The organism is Klebsiella sp. H-Nf2, from assembly GCF_002806645.1.
Classification (GTDB): domain Bacteria; phylum Pseudomonadota; class Gammaproteobacteria; order Enterobacterales; family Enterobacteriaceae; genus Klebsiella; species Klebsiella variicola.
The window spans coordinates 196,099-215,999 of sequence record NZ_PIBL01000004.1; the positions used below are offsets into that span (position 1 = coordinate 196,099).

The following is a 19,901-nucleotide window of genomic DNA, read 5'->3' on the forward strand; positions in this document are numbered from 1 at the left end:
AACGCGCCATTGTAACCGTTTTTCAGGGCCGTCGTGTCTCTTCAGATCAATTTAGCGACGCCAGATAATTTTGCTGACCTTCCAGTTTTTAAGGGTATCGTCGGAGGGCATCAGCTCGTCCGGGCCGCTCCAGTGGCCGGTAAAGGCGTAGCTGATATGCTGGCTCCCCTCGGCCTGACACTCGACGACCGCGCCGTTATCATTGCTGCCTTTCTGGCAGTTGCCGAAGGCTTTGCTGTACAGGTCGCTAAACGGTGTGCCGATTTTCACGCCGCTGGCGGTTTTGATTTCGGCATCACGCACGTCAATCCGGCTGATGGTACCGTTGTCGCCATTGATGGTCAGCGCCACGCTGTTGTCTTTCAGCGCTTCAAAATAGTGGACGATATTACCCTTATCGGTCTTCATCCCGCTGCGTAAACGGTAGTCGCTCCCCAGCGCATCGCTAATAGCCTGTTCGTTGAGCGGCGTGGAAGCCGTCAGTTTACCCACTCCCTGCTCGGTCACCTCGGTGGAAGAGCCAAACCAGTTCCACGGATAGGCCGCCGACCAGTTGACTGCGCTCATCGTGGAGCAGCCGGTCAGCGCCAGCGGAAGCACACAGAGCATTAAACGTAGCGATTTCATATCACAATCCTTTCTGAGTCATTCAACGCATGTTGGAGTTCACGATCGGCAAAAAGTGCCCTTAAAAGGTGGTCTGGCGAAAACAGGCGCCCAGGCGACGGCTGGTTAACAGCCACCACAGGGCATAACCATCCGCCACCAGCAGCCCGATGGTCAGCGAGGAGGGAGATTCGCCGCTCAGCCATAGCATCGGCTGCCACAGCAACAGCAGCAATTGCGATAGCACCAGCAGCCAGCGCATCGCCCGCCACACGCGCGGCAGGCGCTGACGGTAGCCGCTAAGCAGAAAGGCCAGCACCGCCGGCACGCCGGGGAGTAAACCGAGCCAGAAGCGGTCGTGATCGGGATAGAACAGATTAAGAATCGCATCGCCCTGCTGGCGCGATGCGCCGGCCATCAAAAACAGCACCCACGTGCGCGCCTGCAACAACAGCACGCACCAGAAGAGCAAAGGCAGGCGCAGACGGCCATGGGCATCAAAATCGGCGGGGATAAACTCAGTATTCTTCATCTTCGATCAGGCGCTTGCCCAGGGTCAGAACATCGGCGTATTCATAGCCCAGCCGCTCATACATTCCCTGCACCACGTCGTTGTCTTCACGAACCATAATGTTGATTTTTGGGCAGCCGCGGGCAATGAGCTTTTTCTCGAGCCGGTTGAGCAGCGCGTTAGCGATACCCCGGCCACGATATTCCGGATGGACGCCGAGATAATAGGCCGATCCGCGATGACCGTCATATCCGCCCATCACCGTGCCGACCACTTCGCCATTCACTTCCGCCACCAGAAACAGGCTGACGTCATGATTCAGCTTGCGCTCAATATCCATCTCCGGATCGTTCCACGGGCGCAGCAGATCGCAGCGCTCCCACAGCGTCACAACCTCTTCGAAATCCTGCTGGCGAAAAACGCGAATCTCCATGGTATTCCCCACCATTGACGGTTAAAAACAGTGATTATGGCGCGAATATAACTGATAGCCAATATCAGGCGAAATCAGCGGCAAAAAATGGCATAATATAACTTTGTCATGTATTGAAATGAAAAGTAAAACAATTCTTATTTTGAATGGTCGTAACGGCAAACGCGATACGATATAACATTGGACATCACTTGTTTACAATTCAGGCCGAATGAGCACTTTTAAACCCTTAAAAATACTTGCTTCGCGCCGTCAGGTGCTGAAAGCCGGGCTGGCTGCGATGACGCTGAGTGGCGTCGCCGCGCAGGTCAGCGCAAAAGAGCAGCCACTGAAAACATCAAATGGACACAGCAAACCCGCCGCTAAAAAGTCCGGCGCCCGCCGCGTTGTGATGCTCGATCCGGGCCACGGCGGTATCGACACCGGGGCTATCGGCCATAACGGTTCGAAAGAGAAGCATGTGGTGCTGGCGATCGCTAAGAACGTGCGCAGCATTTTACGCAGCAACGGCATCGACGCCCGCCTGACCCGCACCGGCGATACCTTTATCCCGCTGTACGACCGCGTGGAGATTGCCCATCAGCACGGCGCCGATCTGTTTATGTCGATCCATGCCGACGGCTTCACCAACCCGAGCGCCGCCGGCGCCTCGGTGTTTGCGCTGTCAAACCGCGGCGCCAGTAGCGCTATGGCAAAATACCTCTCCGATCGCGAAAACCGCGCCGATGAAGTTGCCGGTAAGAAAGCGACCGATAAAGATCATCTGCTACAGCAGGTGCTGTTCGATCTGGTGCAGACTGACACCATTAAAAACAGCCTGACGCTGGGCTCGCATATCCTGAAAAAGATCAAACCGGTGCATAAGCTGCACAGCCGCAATACCGAGCAGGCGGCATTCGTGGTGCTGAAGTCGCCTTCCATTCCGTCCGTGCTGGTGGAAACCTCGTTTATCACTAACCCGAACGAGGAGAAACTGCTCGGCACCACCGCTTTCCGGCAGAAAATTGCCACCGCGATTGCCAACGGCATTATCAGTTATTTCCACTGGTTCGATAACCAGAAAGCCCATTCGAAGAGACGTTAATGAAACCCGATGCCGCGCAGGTTAAAACTTTTCTGCTCCAGCTCCAGGACAGTCTTTGCCAGCAGCTGAGCGCTGTCGATGGCGCACCGTTTATTGAAGACGCCTGGCAGCGCGAAGGCGGTGGCGGCGGGCGCAGCCGGGTGTTGCGCGACGGCAAGGTGTTCGAACAGGCCGGGGTTAACTTCTCTCACGTCCATGGCGATGCGATGCCCGCCTCGGCAACCGCCCATCGCCCGGAGCTGGCGGGACGCAGCTTTGAAGCCATGGGCGTCTCGCTGGTGGTTCATCCGCTGAACCCCTATGTGCCCACCAGCCATGCCAACGTGCGGTTCTTTATTGCCGAAAAGCCTGGCGCCGACCCGGTGTGGTGGTTCGGCGGCGGTTTTGATTTAACCCCCTACTACGGCTTTGAAGAGGATGCCGTCCACTGGCATCGTACCGCCCGCGATCTGTGTCTGCCGTTCGGCGAAGCCGTCTATCCGCGCTATAAAAAATGGTGCGATGATTACTTCTATCTGAAGCACCGCCAGGAGCAGCGCGGTATCGGCGGTCTGTTCTTTGACGACCTGAATACTCCGGATTTTGACCACTGCTTCGCCTTTATGCAGGCGGTTGGTAACGGCTATGCTGACGCCTATTTACCCATCGTCGAACGCCGGAAAGCCACGCCGTACGGCGAGCGCGAGCGCCACTTTCAGCTCTATCGCCGCGGCCGCTACGTCGAGTTCAATCTGGTCTGGGACCGCGGCACCCTGTTCGGCCTGCAGACCGGCGGGCGTACGGAGTCGATTCTGATGTCGATGCCGCCGCTGGTGCGCTGGGAATATGATTATCAGCCCGAGCCCGGCAGCCCCGAGGCGGCGCTGAGCGAGTTTATTCAGGTGCGCGACTGGCTGTAACGGCCGGATCCGGCAGCGGCGTCGCTTCGCTCACACCCACTGGCGCAGGCGATGGTGCAGCGTCATCGACGGTTTCTCAGCAAACAGCTGCTGATAGTCGGTGGCGAACTGCCCCAGATGCCAGAATCCCCACTGCATGGCCGCCTCCTTGACCGTCTCCCGCTCTGACCAGGGACTTATCAGCTCCCGTCGTACGGCGTTCAGACGGATCCGTTTGAGCCAGGCGTTGGGGCCAATCCCCAGAATCGCATGGAAGGCGTTTTGCAGGCTGAACAGGATGACGGGCAATATCGAGAACGGCATCGGTAAAGGCGTTGCAGGCGGCTTTACAGGCCGCCGGGCTTCCCGTCAAAAAGGCGGCCGAATAGTTGGTTTCCGACGGCGGCGGGACGTAGGTCACCAGCCGAACGTCGGACGACTTCATCGCCGCATCGATGCCGAACGTCGCCTCCAGCGGCGGATTAAAAAAGGCAGGCTCAGCGTTTTTACTCGCCGGCCTGCCTGATATTGTGCGCGGAAAACTCTCCGCGCATTAACATGAAAAAAGAGATTACAGCGGTTCGGTTTGCGCTTCGACAACTGCCAGCGCCACCATATTCACAATGCGGCGTACGGAGGCGATAGGCGTCAGAATATGCACCGGCTTCGCCACCCCCATCAGCACTGGCCCGACGGTCACCCCTTCCGAACTGGAGACGCGCAGCAGGTTGTAGCTGATACGGGCGGCTTCCATATTCGGCATCACCAGAATATTAGCCGACCCCTTCAGCGGGCTGTCCGGCATGCGATCGTTGCGGATGCTTTCCACCAGCGCGGCGTCGCCATGCATTTCGCCATCGATCATCAGCTCCGGGGCGCTCGCCTTCACCAGTTCAAGGGTTTTGCGCATCTTGCTGGCTGACGGGCAGTCGGCGGAACCAAAGTTGGAGTGCGACAGCAATGCCACCCGCGGCTCAATACCGAAGCGACGCACGCTTTCCGCCGCCATCAGGGTGATCTCCGCCAGCTCTTCCGGCGATGGATCGTGATTCACATAGGTGTCAGCGATAAAGGTGTTGCCGCTCGGCAGCAGCAACGCATTCATCGCCCCGGCGGTACTGACGCCATCGCGATAGCCAAACAGCGGCTGCACCACGCGGTAGTGGTCGTGGTACTCGCCGATAGTTCCGCAGATCATCGCATCCGCTTCACCGCGATGAACCATGATGGCGCCAATCACCGTGGTGTTGCTAATCACCGCCCGCTGCGCCTGCTCCTGGGTAATGCCGCGGCGCTTCATCAGCTGGTAGTACTCGCTCCAGTACTCTTTAAACCGCGGGTCGGATTCATTATTGACGATCTCAAAGTCAACGCCGGCCTTGATCTGCAGACCCAGCTTCTGGATGCGCATTTCAATCACGCTCGGACGCCCCACCAGAATCGGTTTGGCCAGCCCCAGCGACACCAGCTCCTGAGTGGCATGCAGCACCCGAGTCTCCTCCCCTTCCGCCAGCACCACGCGCTTCGGCTCTTTGCGCGCCTGAGAGAAGATAGGCTTCATAAACAGGTTGGTTTTATAGACGAACTCGCTCAGCTTCTCGATATAGGCGTCAAAATCGGCGATCGGGCGCGTTGCCACGCCGGAGTCCATCGCCGCCTTCGCCACCGCGGGGGCGATTTTAACGATCAGCCGCGGGTCGAACGGTTTCGGAATGATGTAGTCCGGGCCAAAGCTTAAATCCTGATCGCCGTAGGCGGAGGCCACCACTTCACTCTGCTCGGCATGGGCCAGCTCGGCAATGGCATGCACCGCCGCCAGCTTCATCTCTTCGTTGATCGCCGTCGCGCCGACGTCCAGCGCGCCGCGGAAGATGAACGGGAAGCAGAGCACGTTGTTGACCTGGTTAGGGTAGTCGGAGCGGCCGGTACAGATGATGGCGTCATCGCGGACCTGCTTCGCCAGCGGCGGCAGAATTTCCGGTTCCGGGTTAGCCAGGGCGAGGATCAGCGGCGCGCGCGCCATCTTCTTCACCATCTCCGGGGTCAGCACTTTCGGACCAGAGCAGCCGAGGAAAATGTCCGCGCTGTCGATCACATCGTCGAGCGTGCGTTTGCCGTCGTCTTCCACCGCATAGGCGGCTTTGGTTTCCGCCATGTTCGGCTCACGGTCTTTATAGATGACGCCTTTCGAATCGCAGACCACGATGTTGTGCTTTTGCATGCCCAGCGCCACCAGCAGGTTCATGCAGGCGATAGCCGCCGCGCCCGCGCCGGAGACCACCATCCGCACGTCGGACAGGTTCTTCTCGACGACGCGCAGGCCGTTGAGGATCGCCGCGGTGCTGATGATCGCCGTGCCGTGCTGATCGTCATGGAAAACCGGAATATTCATGCGCTCGCGCAGCTGCTGCTCGATGTAGAAACACTCCGGCGCTTTAATATCTTCCAGGTTGATACCGCCGAAGGTCGGCTCGAGAGCGGCGACGACGTTAATGAATTTGTCCGGATCCAGCTCATCGACTTCGATATCAAACACATCGATGCCGGCGAATTTCTTAAACAGGACGCCTTTACCCTCCATCACCGGCTTGCCGGCCAGCGCGCCGATATTGCCCAGCCCCAGCACCGCGGTGCCGTTGGAGACGACCGCCACCAGGTTGCCGCGGGCGGTGTATTTGTAGGCCGCCAGCGGATCTTTTTCGATTTCCAGACAGGGGGCCGCGACGCCCGGCGAGTAGGCCAGCGCCAGATCGCGCTGGGTGGCGAGAGGTTTGGTCGGCGAAACCTGGATTTTTCCGGGAACCGGAAATTCGTGGAAGTCGAGGGCGCTCTGTTTTAACTGCTCATCCATTTTATATTCCTTTCTTTCACGTATCGTTCGTAGGGGAAAAGCGTGATGACCATCCTGTCGTTCACCTTTCAGTGGCAGACAGTATCCCTCCTGGCGGGGCAATAAACTTTGAACACCGCCAAACTCTGGTCATCGCTATGATCTGGTTGTTATCAATTTATAGCGGTTATGTTACCCGGATTCGCCGCCAATAATAGCCCCGTCTGCTATGCTTTTTGGTTATGTACCTCATCAATATTTATACCGCATACCGGCAAGCACTCATGTAACACCTTGTTCCAGGAGGACTTATCCATGAATCAGCTAGACAGCATTAAGCAATTTACTACCGTAGTCGCCGACAGCGGCGATATCGAATCCATTCGCCACTATCATCCGGAAGACGCCACCACCAACCCCTCTCTGCTGCTGAAGGCCGCCGGGCTGGCGTCCTATAGCGGGCTCATCGACGACGCCATCGCCTGGGCCAAAAAGCAAGGAGGCGGACGCGAAGCGCAGGTGGCTCACGCCTGCGATAAGCTGGCGGTGAACTTTGGCGCGGAGATCCTCAAAAGTATTCCGGGCCGGGTCTCCACCGAGGTGGACGCCCGGCTCTCCTTCAACCGGGAGAAAAGTATCGAGAAAGCGCGCCACCTGGTGGCGCTGTATCAGGAGATGGGCATTGATAAGTCGCGGATCCTGATCAAGCTGGCATCCACCTGGGAGGGGATCCGCGCCGCCGAGACGCTGGAGAAAGAGGGGATCCACTGCAACCTGACGCTGCTGTTTTCTTTCGCCCAGGCCCGGGCCTGCGCCGAAGCCGGGGTCTATCTGATCTCCCCTTTCGTCGGGCGTATTTATGACTGGTATCAGGCGCGTAAACCGCTGGATCCTTACGTGGTTGAGGAAGATCCGGGGGTAAAATCGGTACGCAATATCTATGACTACTTCAAACAGCATAAATACACCACCATCGTGATGGGCGCCAGCTTCCGCCGCACCGAACAGATCCTCGCCCTGGTCGGCTGCGACCGGCTGACCATCGCCCCGCCCTTGTTAAAAGAGCTGCAGGCCAGCGACGCCCCGGTGGTGCGCAAACTGATCCCTGCCAGCCAGATCCTGCCGCGCCCGGTGCCACTCAGCGAGGCGGAGTTCCGCTGGGAACATAATCAGGATCCGATGGCGGTCGAAAAGCTGGCGGAAGGGATCCGCCTGTTCGCCGTCGATCAACGCAAACTGGAAGATCTGCTTGCCGCCAAACTGTCACTTTAGTCTCACGGAGAAAACTATGTCCCGAAGAGAGCTTGCCAACGCCATCCGCGCCCTGAGTATGGATGCGGTGCAGAAAGCCAATTCCGGCCACCCCGGTGCGCCAATGGGGATGGCAGACATTGCCGAAGTGCTGTGGAACGATTTTCTCAAGCACAATCCGCAGAACCCTGGCTGGGTGGACCGCGACCGCTTTATTCTGTCCAACGGCCACGCGTCGATGCTGCTCTACAGTCTGCTGCACCTGACCGGCTACGATCTGCCGCTGTCAGAACTCAAGCAGTTCCGTCAGTTGCACTCTAAAACACCGGGCCACCCGGAACATGGCTATACCCCCGGGGTGGAAACGACCACTGGCCCGCTGGGCCAGGGGCTGGCGAACGCCGTCGGCATGGCCATCGCCGAACGCACCCTGGCGGCACAGTTTAACCGTCCTGGGCATGAGATTATTGACCATCACACCTGGGTTTTCATGGGCGATGGCTGCCTGATGGAGGGGATCTCCCATGAGGCCAGTTCGCTGGCCGGCACGCTCGGACTCGGTAAGCTGATCGGTTTTTACGATCACAACGGCATCTCCATCGACGGCAAAACCGACGGCTGGTTTACCGATGATACGGCGGAACGCTTCCGCGCCTATCACTGGCACGTTATTGGCGACATTGATGGCCACGATCCACAGGCCATTAAACAGGCCATTGCGGAAGCACAGGCGGTGAAAGATAAGCCGTCGCTGATCATCTGCCGGACCATTATCGGCTTCGGTTCGCCCAACAAAGCGGGGTCGGAAGAGTCTCACGGCGCGGCGCTGGGCGAAAAAGAGGTGGCCCTGGCCCGCCAGCAGTTGGGCTGGAAATATCCGCCCTTTGAGATCCCGAAAGAGATCTACCAGGGCTGGGATGCGCGTCCGCGTGGCGAGAAAGCCGAGCACGCCTGGAATGAGAAATTCGCCGCCTACCAGCAGCAGTTCCCGGAGCTAGCCGCTGAGCTGACCCGCCGCATGGATGGCGCCCTGCCGGAAGACTTTGCCGCAACCGCCCGCGACTACGTGGCGAAACTGCAGGCCGAGCCGGCGAAAATCGCCAGCCGCAAGGCCTCGCAAAACGCGCTGAACGCTTACGGCCCACATCTTCCGGAACTGCTGGGCGGTTCGGCGGATCTCGCGCCGAGTAACCTGACCATCTGGTCTGGCTCGACATCGATTAAAGACGATCCTGCGGGTAACTATATCCACTACGGGGTGCGCGAATTTGGCATGACCGCGGTGGCCAACGGTATCGCCCTGCACGGGGGCTTCATTCCGTATACCTCGACCTTCCTGATGTTCGTGGAGTACGCCCGCAACGCCGCGCGCATGGCGGCCCTGATGAAGGCCCGGCAGATCATGGTCTATACCCATGACTCCATCGGTCTCGGGGAAGACGGCCCGACCCACCAGGCGGTGGAACAGCTGGCCAGTCTGCGACTGACGCCGAACTTCAGCACCTGGCGCCCTTGCGATCAGGTGGAGACCGCCGTCGCCTGGCAGGCGGCCATTGCGCGCCAGAATGGGCCAACGGCGCTGATCCTGTCGCGACAAAACCTGGCGCAGATGCCGCGCACCCCAGATCAGGTGCAGGCTATCGCCCGGGGGGGCTACGTGCTGAAAGATGCTGGCGGTAAACCCGACCTGATCCTCATCGCCACCGGCTCGGAAGTGGAGATCACCGTGCTGGCCGCAGAAAAACTGTTGGCGAACGGGGTGAATGTGCGGGTGGTCTCGCTCCCTTCCACCGATGTGTTTGATGCCCAGGATGAGGCCTGGCGCGAGTCGGTACTGCCGTCGGACGTCAGCGCCCGGGTGGCGGTCGAGGCCGGGATAGCGGACTACTGGTATAAATATGTCGGCTTAAAAGGCAAGATCGTCGGCATGACCGGCTATGGTGAATCCGCGCCTGCGGAGCAGCTGTTCCCGTTCTTTGGCTTTACGGTCGACCATATCGTCGCCACTGCGGAGCAGGTGCTTAACGGGTGATCCACAGCGTGGGCCAGGCGTCTGGCCCCTGCCAGTTATCACACGTCGGCTGCTGCGCGTAGCGGGAGAGACTGAACCGCTGGCCGTCAAAACGCCAGCGGGTCTGGATCCCGCAATCGCCGGCCTCGCGGCCTTTATCCAGGGTCACCAGCTCATGGCGGCGATCATCATAGCTGGCGTTGATAAGCTCGATCTCCCGCGGCGCCTCGCCCGGCGGCTGAAACGGCAGCGTCAGCCGCACCTGACGGGCGACATAGGGCCGCTGGCGGGAGACCAGCCAGGCCAGCCAGACGGTGTTGTACGCGCCGGATTCGCAGCTGGTCATCAGCAGCACTTTGTCATCCGTCAGCGCAGTAACGCGAATTTCGCGGCGGAAGGGATCGAGGGAGCAGTTACTGTTGTTCATCCGCTCATTACCGTAGTCCATCAGATCGTTGAGCTCCTCACGCCCCAGCGGCGACTGCGCTGTTTCCGCGGTCGCCACCGCGCGCAGCGCCGGGGCCGGCGGTACGCTGAGCGGTGGCTCTTCCCCTTTACCGACCCAGGCCGTTTCGCTGCCTACCCGCTTTTGCCGATCGTCGATAAAAAACAGGGCCGCTTTCAGCCCCTGCAGGGAGATGCTCTGCAGGCCATTGGCCAGCGAGAGCGTTTTCCCCTCCTGAACCTGCTGGAGAAACGCATCGATCGTCACGCTGTCGCCGGTTTTAATGAGCTTATCTTCAATGTGCCAGCGCTTGTCGGTCAGGGACAACGGCTTGCCATCCAGCAGCAGGCGCGGCGCTATTGGCGCGAGCGTCGCCACCGGATTGCCGGTGCCACCCAGTTCGATACGCAGGCTGGCATCAGTCACCGCCCCGGCGCTGCGGCTGAGGGTCATCACCAGCCCATAATGCAGCCCCACGTTGCGGGTGACGCAGAAATTTTGGTTGTTACAGGTGACCTGCCAGTCGTTGAAGCGCTGCTGCGTCGGTGCCGACCATGCCTGCGAGCAAGGCAGCACCGCCAGAAAGAGGAAATAAATGATGCGAAAAAGCATGAACCGCCCGACCCCAGATAAACCCGACCACGGCGCCTATCCTGGACAACGGCAGCCGCTTACTCAATCGGATTTGTCAGAGTTCCCCGACATCAGGCCGGAGGTTTGCAGATACTGCAGCAGAATGACCGCCTTACCGTCGCGGATCTCCCCATTAGCAACCATCTGCAGCGCCTGGCTAAAGGGCAGTTCCAGCACCTCGATGGCTTCATCATCCACCCCGCCGCCGCTGGTGGTTCGCTGCGCATCGCTGTACTCAGCGATAAAGAAATGCACCACTTCGGTAACGCCACCTGGCGACATAAACAACTCAAACAGCTTACGCACCTCACCCACTTCATAGCCGGTCTCTTCCACCGCCTCTTTACGAATGCACGCTTCCGGTTCGTCGTTATCCAGCAGCCCGGCGCAGGTTTCAATCAGCATGCCGTCATGATTGCCATTGACCCAGGTGGCGACCCGAAACTGACGCACCAGGACCACCGTTTGCTTGCGGCGATTGTACAGCAGCACGGTAGCGCCGTTGCCACGATCGTAGACCTCGCGCTTATGGCGCACGACGCTGCCATCCTCGCGCGTCAGCTCATAGGTCATGTTGCGTAACACGAACCAGTTTTCAGAGAGGATTTTATCTTTAATGACGTGAATATTGAGTGACATACCGACCCCACAGCGTAAAAGGACGTCCTCATACTACGCTGCGGGGCCGGGTTTGTCGTCAGTGAAGCGGCGTCGTTTTCAGCGCCAGATAGTCAAGGATCCCCTGCGCCGCGTGACGGCCTTCCGCCATCGCCGTCACTACAAGGTCTGCGCCGCGCACGGCATCGCCGCCGGCAAAGATCTTCTCCTGACTGGTCTGGTAACGGTAACGGCTCTCGACGCCGGCTTTGATGCGCCCCTGGCTGTCCAGCGCCACGCCCGCCGCTTCCAGCCAGGGCATGCGGTGCGGGTGGAAGCCAAAGGCCATGATCACCGCATCTGCCGGCATAACAAACTCACTGCCGGGGATCGGCGTCGGGCGGCGTCTTCCTCCCGCGTCCGGGGCGCCCAGTTCGGTGCGCAGAAAACGTACCCCATTCACCCGCCCGCTCTCGTCCAGCTCCAGGGTCACCGGCTGGACGTTAAACTCAAAGACCGCCCCCTCTTCGCGGGCGTTTTTGACCTCTTTTTTCGAGCCCGGCATGTTGGCTTCATCCCGCCGATAGGCGCAGGTCACCTGGCGGGCGCCGTGGCGCAACGCGGTGCGCACGCAGTCCATCGCTGTATCGCCACCACCCAGTACGACGACGTTCAGCCCGGCGGTGTTGATATAGGGCTCCTGAGCCGATGCCGCCAGCCCCATCACCTGTTTGGTGTTGGCGATAAGAAACGGCAGCGCATCGTAGACGCCGGGGGCCTCTTCGTTCGGCAGCCCCGCCTTCATGGAGCGATAAGTTCCGGCGCCAACGAACACCGCGTCATAATCGGCCAGCAGCGTCGCCATGGGGATATCTTTCCCCACCTCGCAATTGAGCTCAAAGCGGATACCCATCTCGCTGAAAATCCCCCGCCGCCGGGCCAGCAGCGATTTATCCAGCTTGAACGCCGGGATGCCGAAGGTCAGCAGACCGCCGATCTCCGGATGACGGTCAAAGACCACCGGCTGTACGCCGTGACGCACCAGCACATCGGCGCAGGCCAGCCCGGCCGGCCCGGCGCCGATAATCGCCACCCGCTTACCGCTCGGCTTAACCTGCGAGAGGTCCGGACGCCAGCCGCTGGCCAGCGCCTGGTCGGAAATATAGCGCTCAATGTTGCCGATGGTGACTGCGCCGCTTTCATCGCGCAGGGTGCAGGCACCTTCACACAGCCGGTCCTGGGGACAAACGCGACCGGTGATCTCCGGCAGGCAATTGGTCTGATGGGAAAGCGCGACCGCGGCGGCGATATCCCCCGCCTTAACCAGCTCGACCCACTGCGGAATATGGTTATGCAGCGGGCAGGTCCATTCGCAAATACTGTGTTCCCCACATGTGAGGCAGCGGGCGGCCTGCTGCTGCGCCTGCGTCGGGGTGAACGGCTGATAGATTTCCTCAAAGTGGCTCTTACGCACCTCCGCCGCCAGCTTATCCGGCTCCCCGCGCGGCGGCGTCATCGCCATTTGCCTGGCCTTCGCGCCAGCATTGGGCTGGCTGCAGGGCGGCGTACCGCGCTGCCATGGCTGCGCCTCCTGGCATGCCGAGCGCAAACGCCGCTGCTTCGCCAGCGTGGTCAATGTCTCATCGTCGGCGAGGGTCAGCGCCTGCGCGGGACAGTTTTCCACACAGGCCGGTCCCGCCTCGCGGCCCTGGCACAGATCGCACTTCTGCGCGCTGGCCTTTACCTGGCCTGCAGCCTGCGGCGTCACCACCACCTGCATCACCCCGAACGGGCAGGCCACCATGCAGGATTTACAGCCAATGCATTTCTCCTGACTGACCTGAACGCTGTCGCCGGACTGGGCGATAGCGTCGTTGGGACAACTGCGGACGCAGGGGGCGTCTTCACAGTGGCGGCAGGTGATAGCGTTACGCTGGCCCTCCGCTTTGATGACGGTGATACGTGGCAAAAAGCGCTGCGGGGTCAGCACGTGTTGCTCCTCGTTATGCGCCATTACGCAGGCCACTTCGCAGGCCTGGCAGCCGATACATTTTCGACTATCGCTCAAAATAAAGTGGTTCATGGCTTCCTTTTGTCTTATTGGTAAATAACCCCTCAATACGCATGCCTATTTATTACCCGACAAGACGGCGCCGGAACAATGTCCAAATGCCCAGGATAAACTTTTTCTGGAGAGAATCCGTTTTGGATCAATTTTTTTGACTTAACTGAAATGAGGTTTCACACCGGCAAGGGATAATGCGCCCCGGCTGCGGCAGAGAAGCTGAATGTCTGCCTGCTGACAGGAAAGTTCGATGTTTCTTTACGATACGGCAAAAGCAACATGATAAATTACACTATCTCCTTAATTTCTCCACGATTGCCGGAGGCGCTGGCGCTAAAGTGGCACAGGCTGTGCAATAACAAAAAAATGTGCATATGAGGTCTTTATTCTGATGGCGAATTTCTTTATCGATCGCCCCATTTTTGCGTGGGTACTGGCAATCCTGTTATGTCTGACGGGCACCCTTGCCATTTTGTCGCTTCCGGTTGAACAGTACCCCGACCTGGCCCCGCCGAACGTGCGGATCACCGCTAACTATCCCGGCGCCTCCGCGCAAACCCTGGAAAATACCGTCACCCAGGTTATCGAGCAGAATATGACCGGCCTCGATAATCTGATGTATATGTCATCCCAGAGCAGCGCCACTGGCCAGGCGACGATCACGCTCAGCTTTACCGCCGGTACCGACCCGGATGAAGCCGTGCAGCAGGTTCAGAACCAGCTGCAGTCGGCGATGCGTAAACTGCCGCAGGCGGTGCAAAACCAGGGGGTGACGGTGCGCAAGACCGGCGACACCAATATCCTGACCCTCGCCTTCGTCTCCACCGACGGCAGCATGGATAAACAAGATATTGCCGACTACGTCGCCAGTAACATCCAGGATCCGCTCAGCCGCGTCAACGGCGTGGGGGATATCGACGCTTACGGCTCGCAATACTCAATGCGCATCTGGCTCGACCCGGCGAAGCTCAACAGCTACCAGATGACCACCAAGGATGTGACCGACGCCATCAGTTCGCAGAACGCCCAGATTGCCGTCGGCCAACTAGGCGGGACGCCTTCGGTCGATAAGCAGGCGCTAAACGCCACCATTAACTCGCAATCGCTGCTGCAAACCCCGGAGCAATTCCGTGATATCACCCTGCGCGTCAATCAGGATGGTTCAGAGGTGACGCTGGGCGATGTCGCCACCGTCGAGATGGGGGCAGAAAAGTACGACTACCTCAGCCGCTACAACCGGCAGGCCGCTTCGGGCCTGGGAATTAAGCTTGCTTCCGGCGCCAACGAAATGGCCACGGCGGAGCGCGTGATCAATCGCCTCAATGAGCTGTCGCAGTATTTTCCTCACGGTCTGGAATATAAAGTTGCCTACGAGACCACCTCCTTTGTGAAAGCCTCTATCACCGACGTGGTCAAAACGCTGCTGGAGGCGATCCTGCTGGTCTTCCTCGTGATGTATCTGTTCCTGCAGAACTTCCGCGCGACCCTGATCCCTACTATTGCCGTACCGGTGGTGCTGATGGGTACTTTCGCGGTGCTGTATGCCTGTGGCTACAGCATCAATACCCTGACGATGTTCGCAATGGTGCTGGCAATCGGCCTGCTGGTGGATGACGCCATCGTGGTAGTGGAGAACGTCGAGCGCATCATGAGCGAGGAAGGCCTGTCGCCCCGCGAGGCGACCCGCAAATCGATGGGGCAAATTCAAGGCGCGCTGGTGGGGATCGCCATGGTGCTGTCGGCGGTGTTTGTGCCGATGGCCTTCTTCGGCGGCACCACCGGGGCCATCTATCGCCAGTTCTCGATCACGATCGTCGCGGCGATGGTCCTTTCAGTGCTGGTGGCCATGATCCTCACCCCGGCCCTCTGCGCGACGCTGCTCAAGCCGGTTAAGCCTGGTGAATCCCATGAAAGAAAAGGCTTCTTCGGCTGGTTCAACCGCACCTTCAACCGCAGCGCCAGCCGCTATGAAACCTTTGTCGGCAAAATTCTTCACCGCTCGCTGCGCTGGATGCTGATCTACGTCGTCCTGCTCGGCGGGATGGTGTTCCTGTTCCTGCATCTGCCCACCTCGTTCCTGCCGCTGGAAGATCGCGGGATGTTCACCACCTCGGTCCAGTTGCCGAGCGGCGCTACTCAGCAGCAGACGCTGAAAGTAGTGCAAAAAGCGGAAGATTACTTCCTCAATAATGAGAAGCAGAACGTCGAGTCGGTATTTGCCACCGTCGGTTCCGGCCCCGGCGGCAACGGGCAGAACGTGGCCCGCATGTTTGTGCGTCTCAAAGACTGGGACCAGCGCGACCCGGAAACCGGCTCCTCCTTTGCCATTATTGAACGCGCCACCAAAGCGTTTAATCAGATCAACGAAGCGCGAGTCATCGCCAGCAGCCCGCCGGCCATCAGCGGCCTCGGCAGTTCGGCAGGCTTCGATATGGAGCTGGAGGATCACGCCGGTAAAGGGCACGATGCGCTGATGGCGGCACGCGATACGCTGCTTGAACTGGCCGGCAAAAACCCGCTGTTGACCCGCGTCCGCCATAACGGGCTCGACGACAGCCCGCAGCTGCAGGTCGATATCGATCAGCGTAAAGCACAGGCGCTGGGCGTCTCCATTGACGACATCAACGATACGCTGCAAACCGCGTGGGGGTCGAGCTACGTCAACGACTTTATGGATCGCGGCCGGGTGAAGAAAGTCTACGTCCAGGCAGCGGCGAAATACCGGATGCTGCCTGACGATATTAATCTCTGGTATGTCCGCAACAGCAGCGGCACGATGGTGCCGTTCTCGGCCTTCGCCACCTCACGCTGGGAGACAGGCTCACCGCGTCTGGAACGCTACAATGGCTACTCGGCGGTGGAGATCGTCGGTGAGGCGGCGCCGGGTATCAGTACCGGCACCGCGATGGACATGATGGAGAAGCTGGCCGCACAGTTGCCAACCGGCTTTGGCCTCGAATGGACCGCCATGTCCTACCAGGAACGCCTCTCTGGTGCTCAGGCGCCGGCACTGTACGCGATTTCGCTGCTGGTGGTGTTCCTGTGCCTGGCGGCGCTGTACGAAAGCTGGTCGGTGCCGTTCTCGGTGATGCTGGTGGTCCCGCTCGGGGTGATTGGCGCCCTGCTGGCGACCTGGATGCGTGGCCTGGAGAATGATGTTTACTTCCAGGTGGGCCTGTTGACGGTGATCGGCCTGTCGGCGAAAAACGCCATTCTGATCGTTGAGTTCGCCAACGAGCTGAACGAGAAAGGCCAGGATCTGCTCAGCGCCACGCTGTCGGCCTGCCGTCAGCGTCTGCGCCCCATCCTGATGACCTCGCTGGCGTTTATCTTCGGCGTGCTGCCGATGGCGACCAGCACCGGTGCCGGCTCCGGCAGCCAGCATGCGGTCGGTACCGGGGTGATGGGCGGGATGATCTCTGCCACCGTACTGGCCATCTTTTTCGTGCCGCTGTTCTTTGTGCTGGTACGCCGTCGCTTTCCGCTGAAAGAGCGTGCGCAATAAAACGTCGGGCGTTGGCGGCGAGGTGTAATAACAGAAAAGGCGACCATTAAGGTCGCCTTCTTTATGTGTTCAGAACCATGACGCGCTTATTTACTTCGCGTTATTCCCCTGCTCACATTGCGGAAATTTATTTACGAAGCATGCCTTCAATAAAATCTTTCCAGTTCCCCAGTTCATGTTCAATCATAATAGCCTCTCTTATTATTATGGTCGATTCTATATAACTTCATTGCTGATGGGAAGTTGTGCTCCCCTATTGCTCTGATTGTCTAGTGGACCGCTGACAGAGATAAAACCTCTGGATGCCGCCACTATGCCGCCTCGCATGTAAAAATTATGTGACACAGAGCACCCTCAAACCACATTTTTGCAATATTGTTAATGACCTCACATCACGCCCGTGAGTGGGCAAAAATTAATCACCTGAGTCCATTGTCTGAGATACCCGGTAAAAAGTTATATTTATTCATCTGAATCACGTATTATTTCATTAAGACTTATATATTCGGAAATATCTGAGTTAACCGCTTAATTGAATGTAAAAGGGTTATCTATGCTCACCATGTACGGAATTAAAAACTGCGATACCATTAAAAAAGCCCGTCGCTGGCTGGAAGCGCATCAGATTGCGTATCAGTTTCATGACTACCGCGCCGATGGCCTTGACCGCGCGCAACTGGATACTTTTATTGCCGAACTGGGCTGGCAGGCGCTGCTGAATACCCGCGGCACCACCTGGCGCAAACTCGACGAGTCGCTGCGCAACAGCATCGATAATGCCGACGCTGCGGCCGCATTGATGCTGGAAATGCCGGCGATTATCAAACGCCCATTGCTCTGCGCGCCCGGTCGTCCTATGCTGCTGGGTTTTAGTGAAGCAAGTTATCAGCAGTTTAACGAGGTATAGTCTATGTCTTGCCCGGTCATTGAGCTGGCTCAGCAGCTTATTCGCCGCCCTTCCCTTAGCCCCGATGATGCGGGATGCCAGGCGTTAATGATTGAACGCCTGCGTGCGATCGGCTTTACCGTTGAACCGATGGATTTCGGCGATACACAGAATTTCTGGGCCTGGCGCGGCCACGGTGAGACGCTGGCCTTCGCCGGCCACACCGACGTGGTTCCGCCGGGCGACGCCGACCGCTGGATCAACCCCCCGTTCGAACCGACCATCCGCGACGGCATGCTGTTCGGCCGCGGTGCAGCAGATATGAAAGGCTCGCTGGCGGCGATGGTGGTGGCGGCGGAACGTTTTGTCGTGCAGTACCCGAATCATCGCGGCAGACTGGCGTTCTTAATCACCTCAGATGAAGAGGCCAGCGCCAAAAACGGCACCGTCAAAGTGGTGGAAACGCTGATGGCGCGTAATGAGCGTCTGGACTACTGTCTGGTCGGCGAACCCTCCAGTACCGAGGTGGTCGGCGATGTGGTGAAAAACGGCCGCCGCGGCTCGCTGACCTGCAACCTGACCATTCACGGCGTGCAGGGCCATGTCGCCTATCCGCACCTTGCCGATAACCCTGTCCATCGCGCGGCGCCGATGCTGGCGGAGCTGGTCAATATCGAGTGGGATAAAGGCAATGAATTTTTCCCGCCAACCAGCATGCAGATTGCCAACGTGCAGTCCGGTACCGGTAGCAACAACGTGATCCCCGGCGATATGTTCGTCCAGTTCAACTTCCGCTTCAGTACGGAACTGACGGACGAGATGATCAAAGCCCGCGTGGTCGCCCTGCTGGAAAAATACCAGCTGCGTTACAGCGTGGAGTGGTGGCTCTCCGGCCAACCGTTCCTCACCGGGCGCGGCAAGCTGGTGGATGCGGTGGTGAGCGCAATTGAGCACTATAATGAGATCAAACCGCAGATGTTGACCAACGGCGGCACCTCTGACGGACGGTTTATCGCCCGCATGGGGGCGCAGGTGGTTGAGCTGGGCCCCGTGAACGCAACCATTCACAAAATTAATGAATGTGTGAACGCCGCCGACCTGCAACTGCTGGCACGGATGTATCAACGCGTAATGGAACAGCTGGTCGCCTGACGAATTGACGTAAAGAGGAAGCGCGCATGGAATGGCTTATTAAACACTGGTGGATTCTGGTTCTGGTCTTTTTAGTGGGGGTGATTATCAACGTGATCAAAGATCTGAACCGCGTTGACCACAAAAAATTCCTTAACAACAAACCCGATCTGCCGCCTCACCGCGATTTTAACGATAAATGGGACGATGACGACGACTGGCCGAAGCACGACCAGTCGAAGAAACCGTAAGTTTGCCTTTATCGCGGTACAGCCCGCCTGTAACCCCGTCCGCCGGGGTTACAGCATTTCGATGATATCGTCCCCTTTTGGCGTACTGCCGCTCAGCGCCTCATCAAAATAGTGCTTCGGCACGGTATAACGCAGACGTTCGATCGCGAACTGCATGCTGCGATCGTCAATGGCATGCCCCAGATCGTCAACAATATCTAACGTCACGTCGCCGCCCGCCTGCTGTAATGCCTCCTGAGCCGACACCGCCCACGCCAGATCGATAACCCGATCTTCGCCCCCGTGGATCAGGTGAATGGTGGTGGCTGTCGTTGCCGTCACCGGCAGCGTCGCGTAGCGGCCATTAAAGGCAATCACTCTTGAAGCCAGAGCCGGCGACGCTTTGATACTCTCCAGCGACATAATCGCCCCCTGAGAGAAACCGATCAGCGCGGTGGCCAGTGGGCTGACGCCGCTTTTCTCCTGCCAGTAGCGCACAATTTCAATGAAGCTCGGCATGATGGCATCAATACGCTGCTGACGATTCTCTTCCGTCACTCCCTGCACCGAAAACCACTGCCGACCGTTGGGACCGCAAGGTTCGACCCCGCCGATGCTGACAATTAGCGCATCGGGAAACTGCGGCGCGAACCAGCTGCCGATTTGCCCCATAGAGACCGGGTTATCACCCACACCATGAAACAGCAGCAACAGCTGTTGCGCAGGCGTCGCAGGGCTTTGAACAATAAAATGATCGTGTTTCATGGCTGTCTCCTTAGTGTATGCGGGCAGTTTACGCCGCTCG

General features: G+C 58.7%; 17 protein-coding genes and 2 pseudogenes. 8 read left to right on the forward strand and 11 right to left on the reverse strand.

Features of this window, described 5'->3' with window-relative positions:
* Window positions 1-51 precede the first annotated feature (51 nt).
* From CWM58_RS13240 to CWM58_RS13250, 3 genes are all read right to left on the reverse strand, one after another.
* Window positions 52-627 carry an RpoE-regulated lipoprotein gene (locus CWM58_RS13240; RefSeq protein ID WP_100681083.1) on the reverse strand — a complete coding sequence of 192 codons (576 nt, stop codon included), beginning with the start codon at window positions 625-627 and terminating at the stop codon, window positions 52-54.
* Between the two features lie 61 nt (window positions 628-688).
* Complete coding sequence (locus CWM58_RS13245; RefSeq protein WP_012540932.1) at window positions 689-1,138, reverse strand: DUF2919 domain-containing protein; 450 nt, start codon at window positions 1,136-1,138, stop codon at window positions 689-691.
* Window positions 1,125-1,550 carry a GNAT family acetyltransferase gene (locus tag CWM58_RS13250; RefSeq protein WP_002913637.1) on the reverse strand — a complete coding sequence of 142 codons (426 nt, stop codon included), beginning with the start codon at window positions 1,548-1,550 and terminating at the stop codon, window positions 1,125-1,127. The genes CWM58_RS13245 and CWM58_RS13250 overlap by 14 nt, the downstream gene beginning before the upstream one ends.
* Before the next feature lie 211 nt (window positions 1,551-1,761).
* Between CWM58_RS13250 and amiA the strand changes: the two genes are divergently transcribed.
* On the forward strand, window positions 1,762-2,634 hold the full coding sequence (amiA, locus tag CWM58_RS13255; RefSeq protein ID WP_100681084.1) for an N-acetylmuramoyl-L-alanine amidase AmiA: 873 nt from the start codon (window positions 1,762-1,764) through the stop codon (window positions 2,632-2,634).
* Entirely contained in the window at window positions 2,634-3,533 is a 900-nt protein-coding gene (hemF, locus tag CWM58_RS13260) for an oxygen-dependent coproporphyrinogen oxidase (RefSeq protein WP_100681085.1), read from the forward strand. Before amiA ends, hemF begins: the two co-directional genes overlap by 1 nt.
* Before the next feature lie 30 nt (window positions 3,534-3,563).
* Here the strand turns inward: hemF and CWM58_RS13265 are convergent.
* From CWM58_RS13265 to maeB, 3 genes and pseudogenes are all read right to left on the reverse strand, one after another.
* A pseudogene (locus CWM58_RS13265) lies at window positions 3,564-3,803 on the reverse strand (helix-turn-helix domain-containing protein); the annotation flags it as partial.
* Window positions 3,796-3,993 (reverse strand): annotated as a pseudogene (locus CWM58_RS13270) (BMC domain-containing protein); the annotation flags it as partial. The pseudogenes CWM58_RS13265 and CWM58_RS13270, both read right to left, overlap by 8 nt.
* Window positions 3,994-4,083: 90 nt before the next feature.
* Window positions 4,084-6,363, reverse strand: a complete 2,280-nt coding sequence (maeB, locus tag CWM58_RS13275; RefSeq protein WP_100681086.1) for an NADP-dependent oxaloacetate-decarboxylating malate dehydrogenase — start codon at window positions 6,361-6,363, stop codon at window positions 4,084-4,086.
* Window positions 6,364-6,657: 294 nt separating this feature from the next.
* On the opposite strand from maeB, the gene tal reads away from it, so the two are divergent.
* Together tal and tkt are read left to right on the forward strand one after the other, a co-directional pair.
* Window positions 6,658-7,614, forward strand: a complete 957-nt coding sequence (gene tal, locus CWM58_RS13280) for a transaldolase (RefSeq protein WP_061153706.1) — start codon at window positions 6,658-6,660, stop codon at window positions 7,612-7,614.
* Window positions 7,615-7,630: 16 nt separating this feature from the next.
* Complete coding sequence (tkt, locus tag CWM58_RS13285; protein ID WP_100681087.1) at window positions 7,631-9,625, forward strand: transketolase; 1,995 nt, start codon at window positions 7,631-7,633, stop codon at window positions 9,623-9,625.
* Here tkt and CWM58_RS13290 read toward each other — a convergent pair.
* The 3 genes from CWM58_RS13290 to aegA form a co-directional block, all read right to left on the reverse strand.
* The gene (locus tag CWM58_RS13290; protein WP_061153704.1) at window positions 9,615-10,661 is read right to left on the reverse strand and encodes a DUF1176 domain-containing protein; all 1,047 of its coding nucleotides are present in this window, start codon (window positions 10,659-10,661) and stop codon (window positions 9,615-9,617) included. The genes tkt and CWM58_RS13290 overlap by 11 nt on opposite strands.
* A 63-nt stretch (window positions 10,662-10,724) precedes the next feature.
* Window positions 10,725-11,321 carry a GDP-mannose pyrophosphatase NudK gene (nudK, locus tag CWM58_RS13295; RefSeq protein WP_074387884.1) on the reverse strand — a complete coding sequence of 199 codons (597 nt, stop codon included), beginning with the start codon at window positions 11,319-11,321 and terminating at the stop codon, window positions 10,725-10,727.
* A gap of 58 nt (window positions 11,322-11,379) precedes the next feature.
* Window positions 11,380-13,362: a formate-dependent uric acid utilization protein AegA gene (aegA, locus tag CWM58_RS13300; protein ID WP_100681088.1), complete on the reverse strand. Its 1,983-nt coding sequence runs from the start codon at window positions 13,360-13,362 to the stop codon at window positions 11,380-11,382.
* A gap of 373 nt (window positions 13,363-13,735) precedes the next feature.
* Between aegA and acrD the strand changes: the two genes are divergently transcribed.
* On the forward strand, window positions 13,736-16,849 hold the full coding sequence (gene acrD / locus CWM58_RS13305) for a multidrug efflux RND transporter permease AcrD (RefSeq protein ID WP_100681089.1): 3,114 nt from the start codon (window positions 13,736-13,738) through the stop codon (window positions 16,847-16,849).
* A 127-nt stretch (window positions 16,850-16,976) separates the two neighbouring features.
* Here the strand turns inward: acrD and ypfM are convergent, their stop codons facing one another.
* Window positions 16,977-17,036 (reverse strand): protein YpfM, encoded by a 60-nt coding sequence (gene ypfM, locus CWM58_RS13310; protein ID WP_100181659.1) that lies wholly within the window; start codon window positions 17,034-17,036, stop codon window positions 16,977-16,979.
* 366 nt (window positions 17,037-17,402) lie between these two features.
* Here ypfM and CWM58_RS13315 point away from each other — a divergent pair, with 366 nt between their 5' ends.
* The 3 genes from CWM58_RS13315 to CWM58_RS13325 are packed head-to-tail and all read left to right on the forward strand — an operon-like array spanning window position 17,403 to window position 19,117.
* Complete coding sequence (locus CWM58_RS13315) at window positions 17,403-17,756, forward strand: ArsC family reductase (protein ID WP_008803838.1); 354 nt, start codon at window positions 17,403-17,405, stop codon at window positions 17,754-17,756.
* A gap of 3 nt (window positions 17,757-17,759) precedes the next feature.
* Entirely contained in the window at window positions 17,760-18,887 is a 1,128-nt protein-coding gene (gene dapE, locus CWM58_RS13320) for a succinyl-diaminopimelate desuccinylase (protein WP_100681090.1), read from the forward strand.
* A 26-nt stretch (window positions 18,888-18,913) separates the two neighbouring features.
* Window positions 18,914-19,117, forward strand: a complete 204-nt coding sequence (locus CWM58_RS13325) for a YpfN family protein (protein WP_002913768.1) — start codon at window positions 18,914-18,916, stop codon at window positions 19,115-19,117.
* Window positions 19,118-19,165: 48 nt separating this feature from the next.
* Here CWM58_RS13325 and ypfH read toward each other — a convergent pair whose 3' ends face one another.
* Complete coding sequence (ypfH, locus tag CWM58_RS13330) at window positions 19,166-19,861, reverse strand: esterase (protein WP_100681091.1); 696 nt, start codon at window positions 19,859-19,861, stop codon at window positions 19,166-19,168.
* Window positions 19,862-19,901 lie beyond the last annotated feature (40 nt).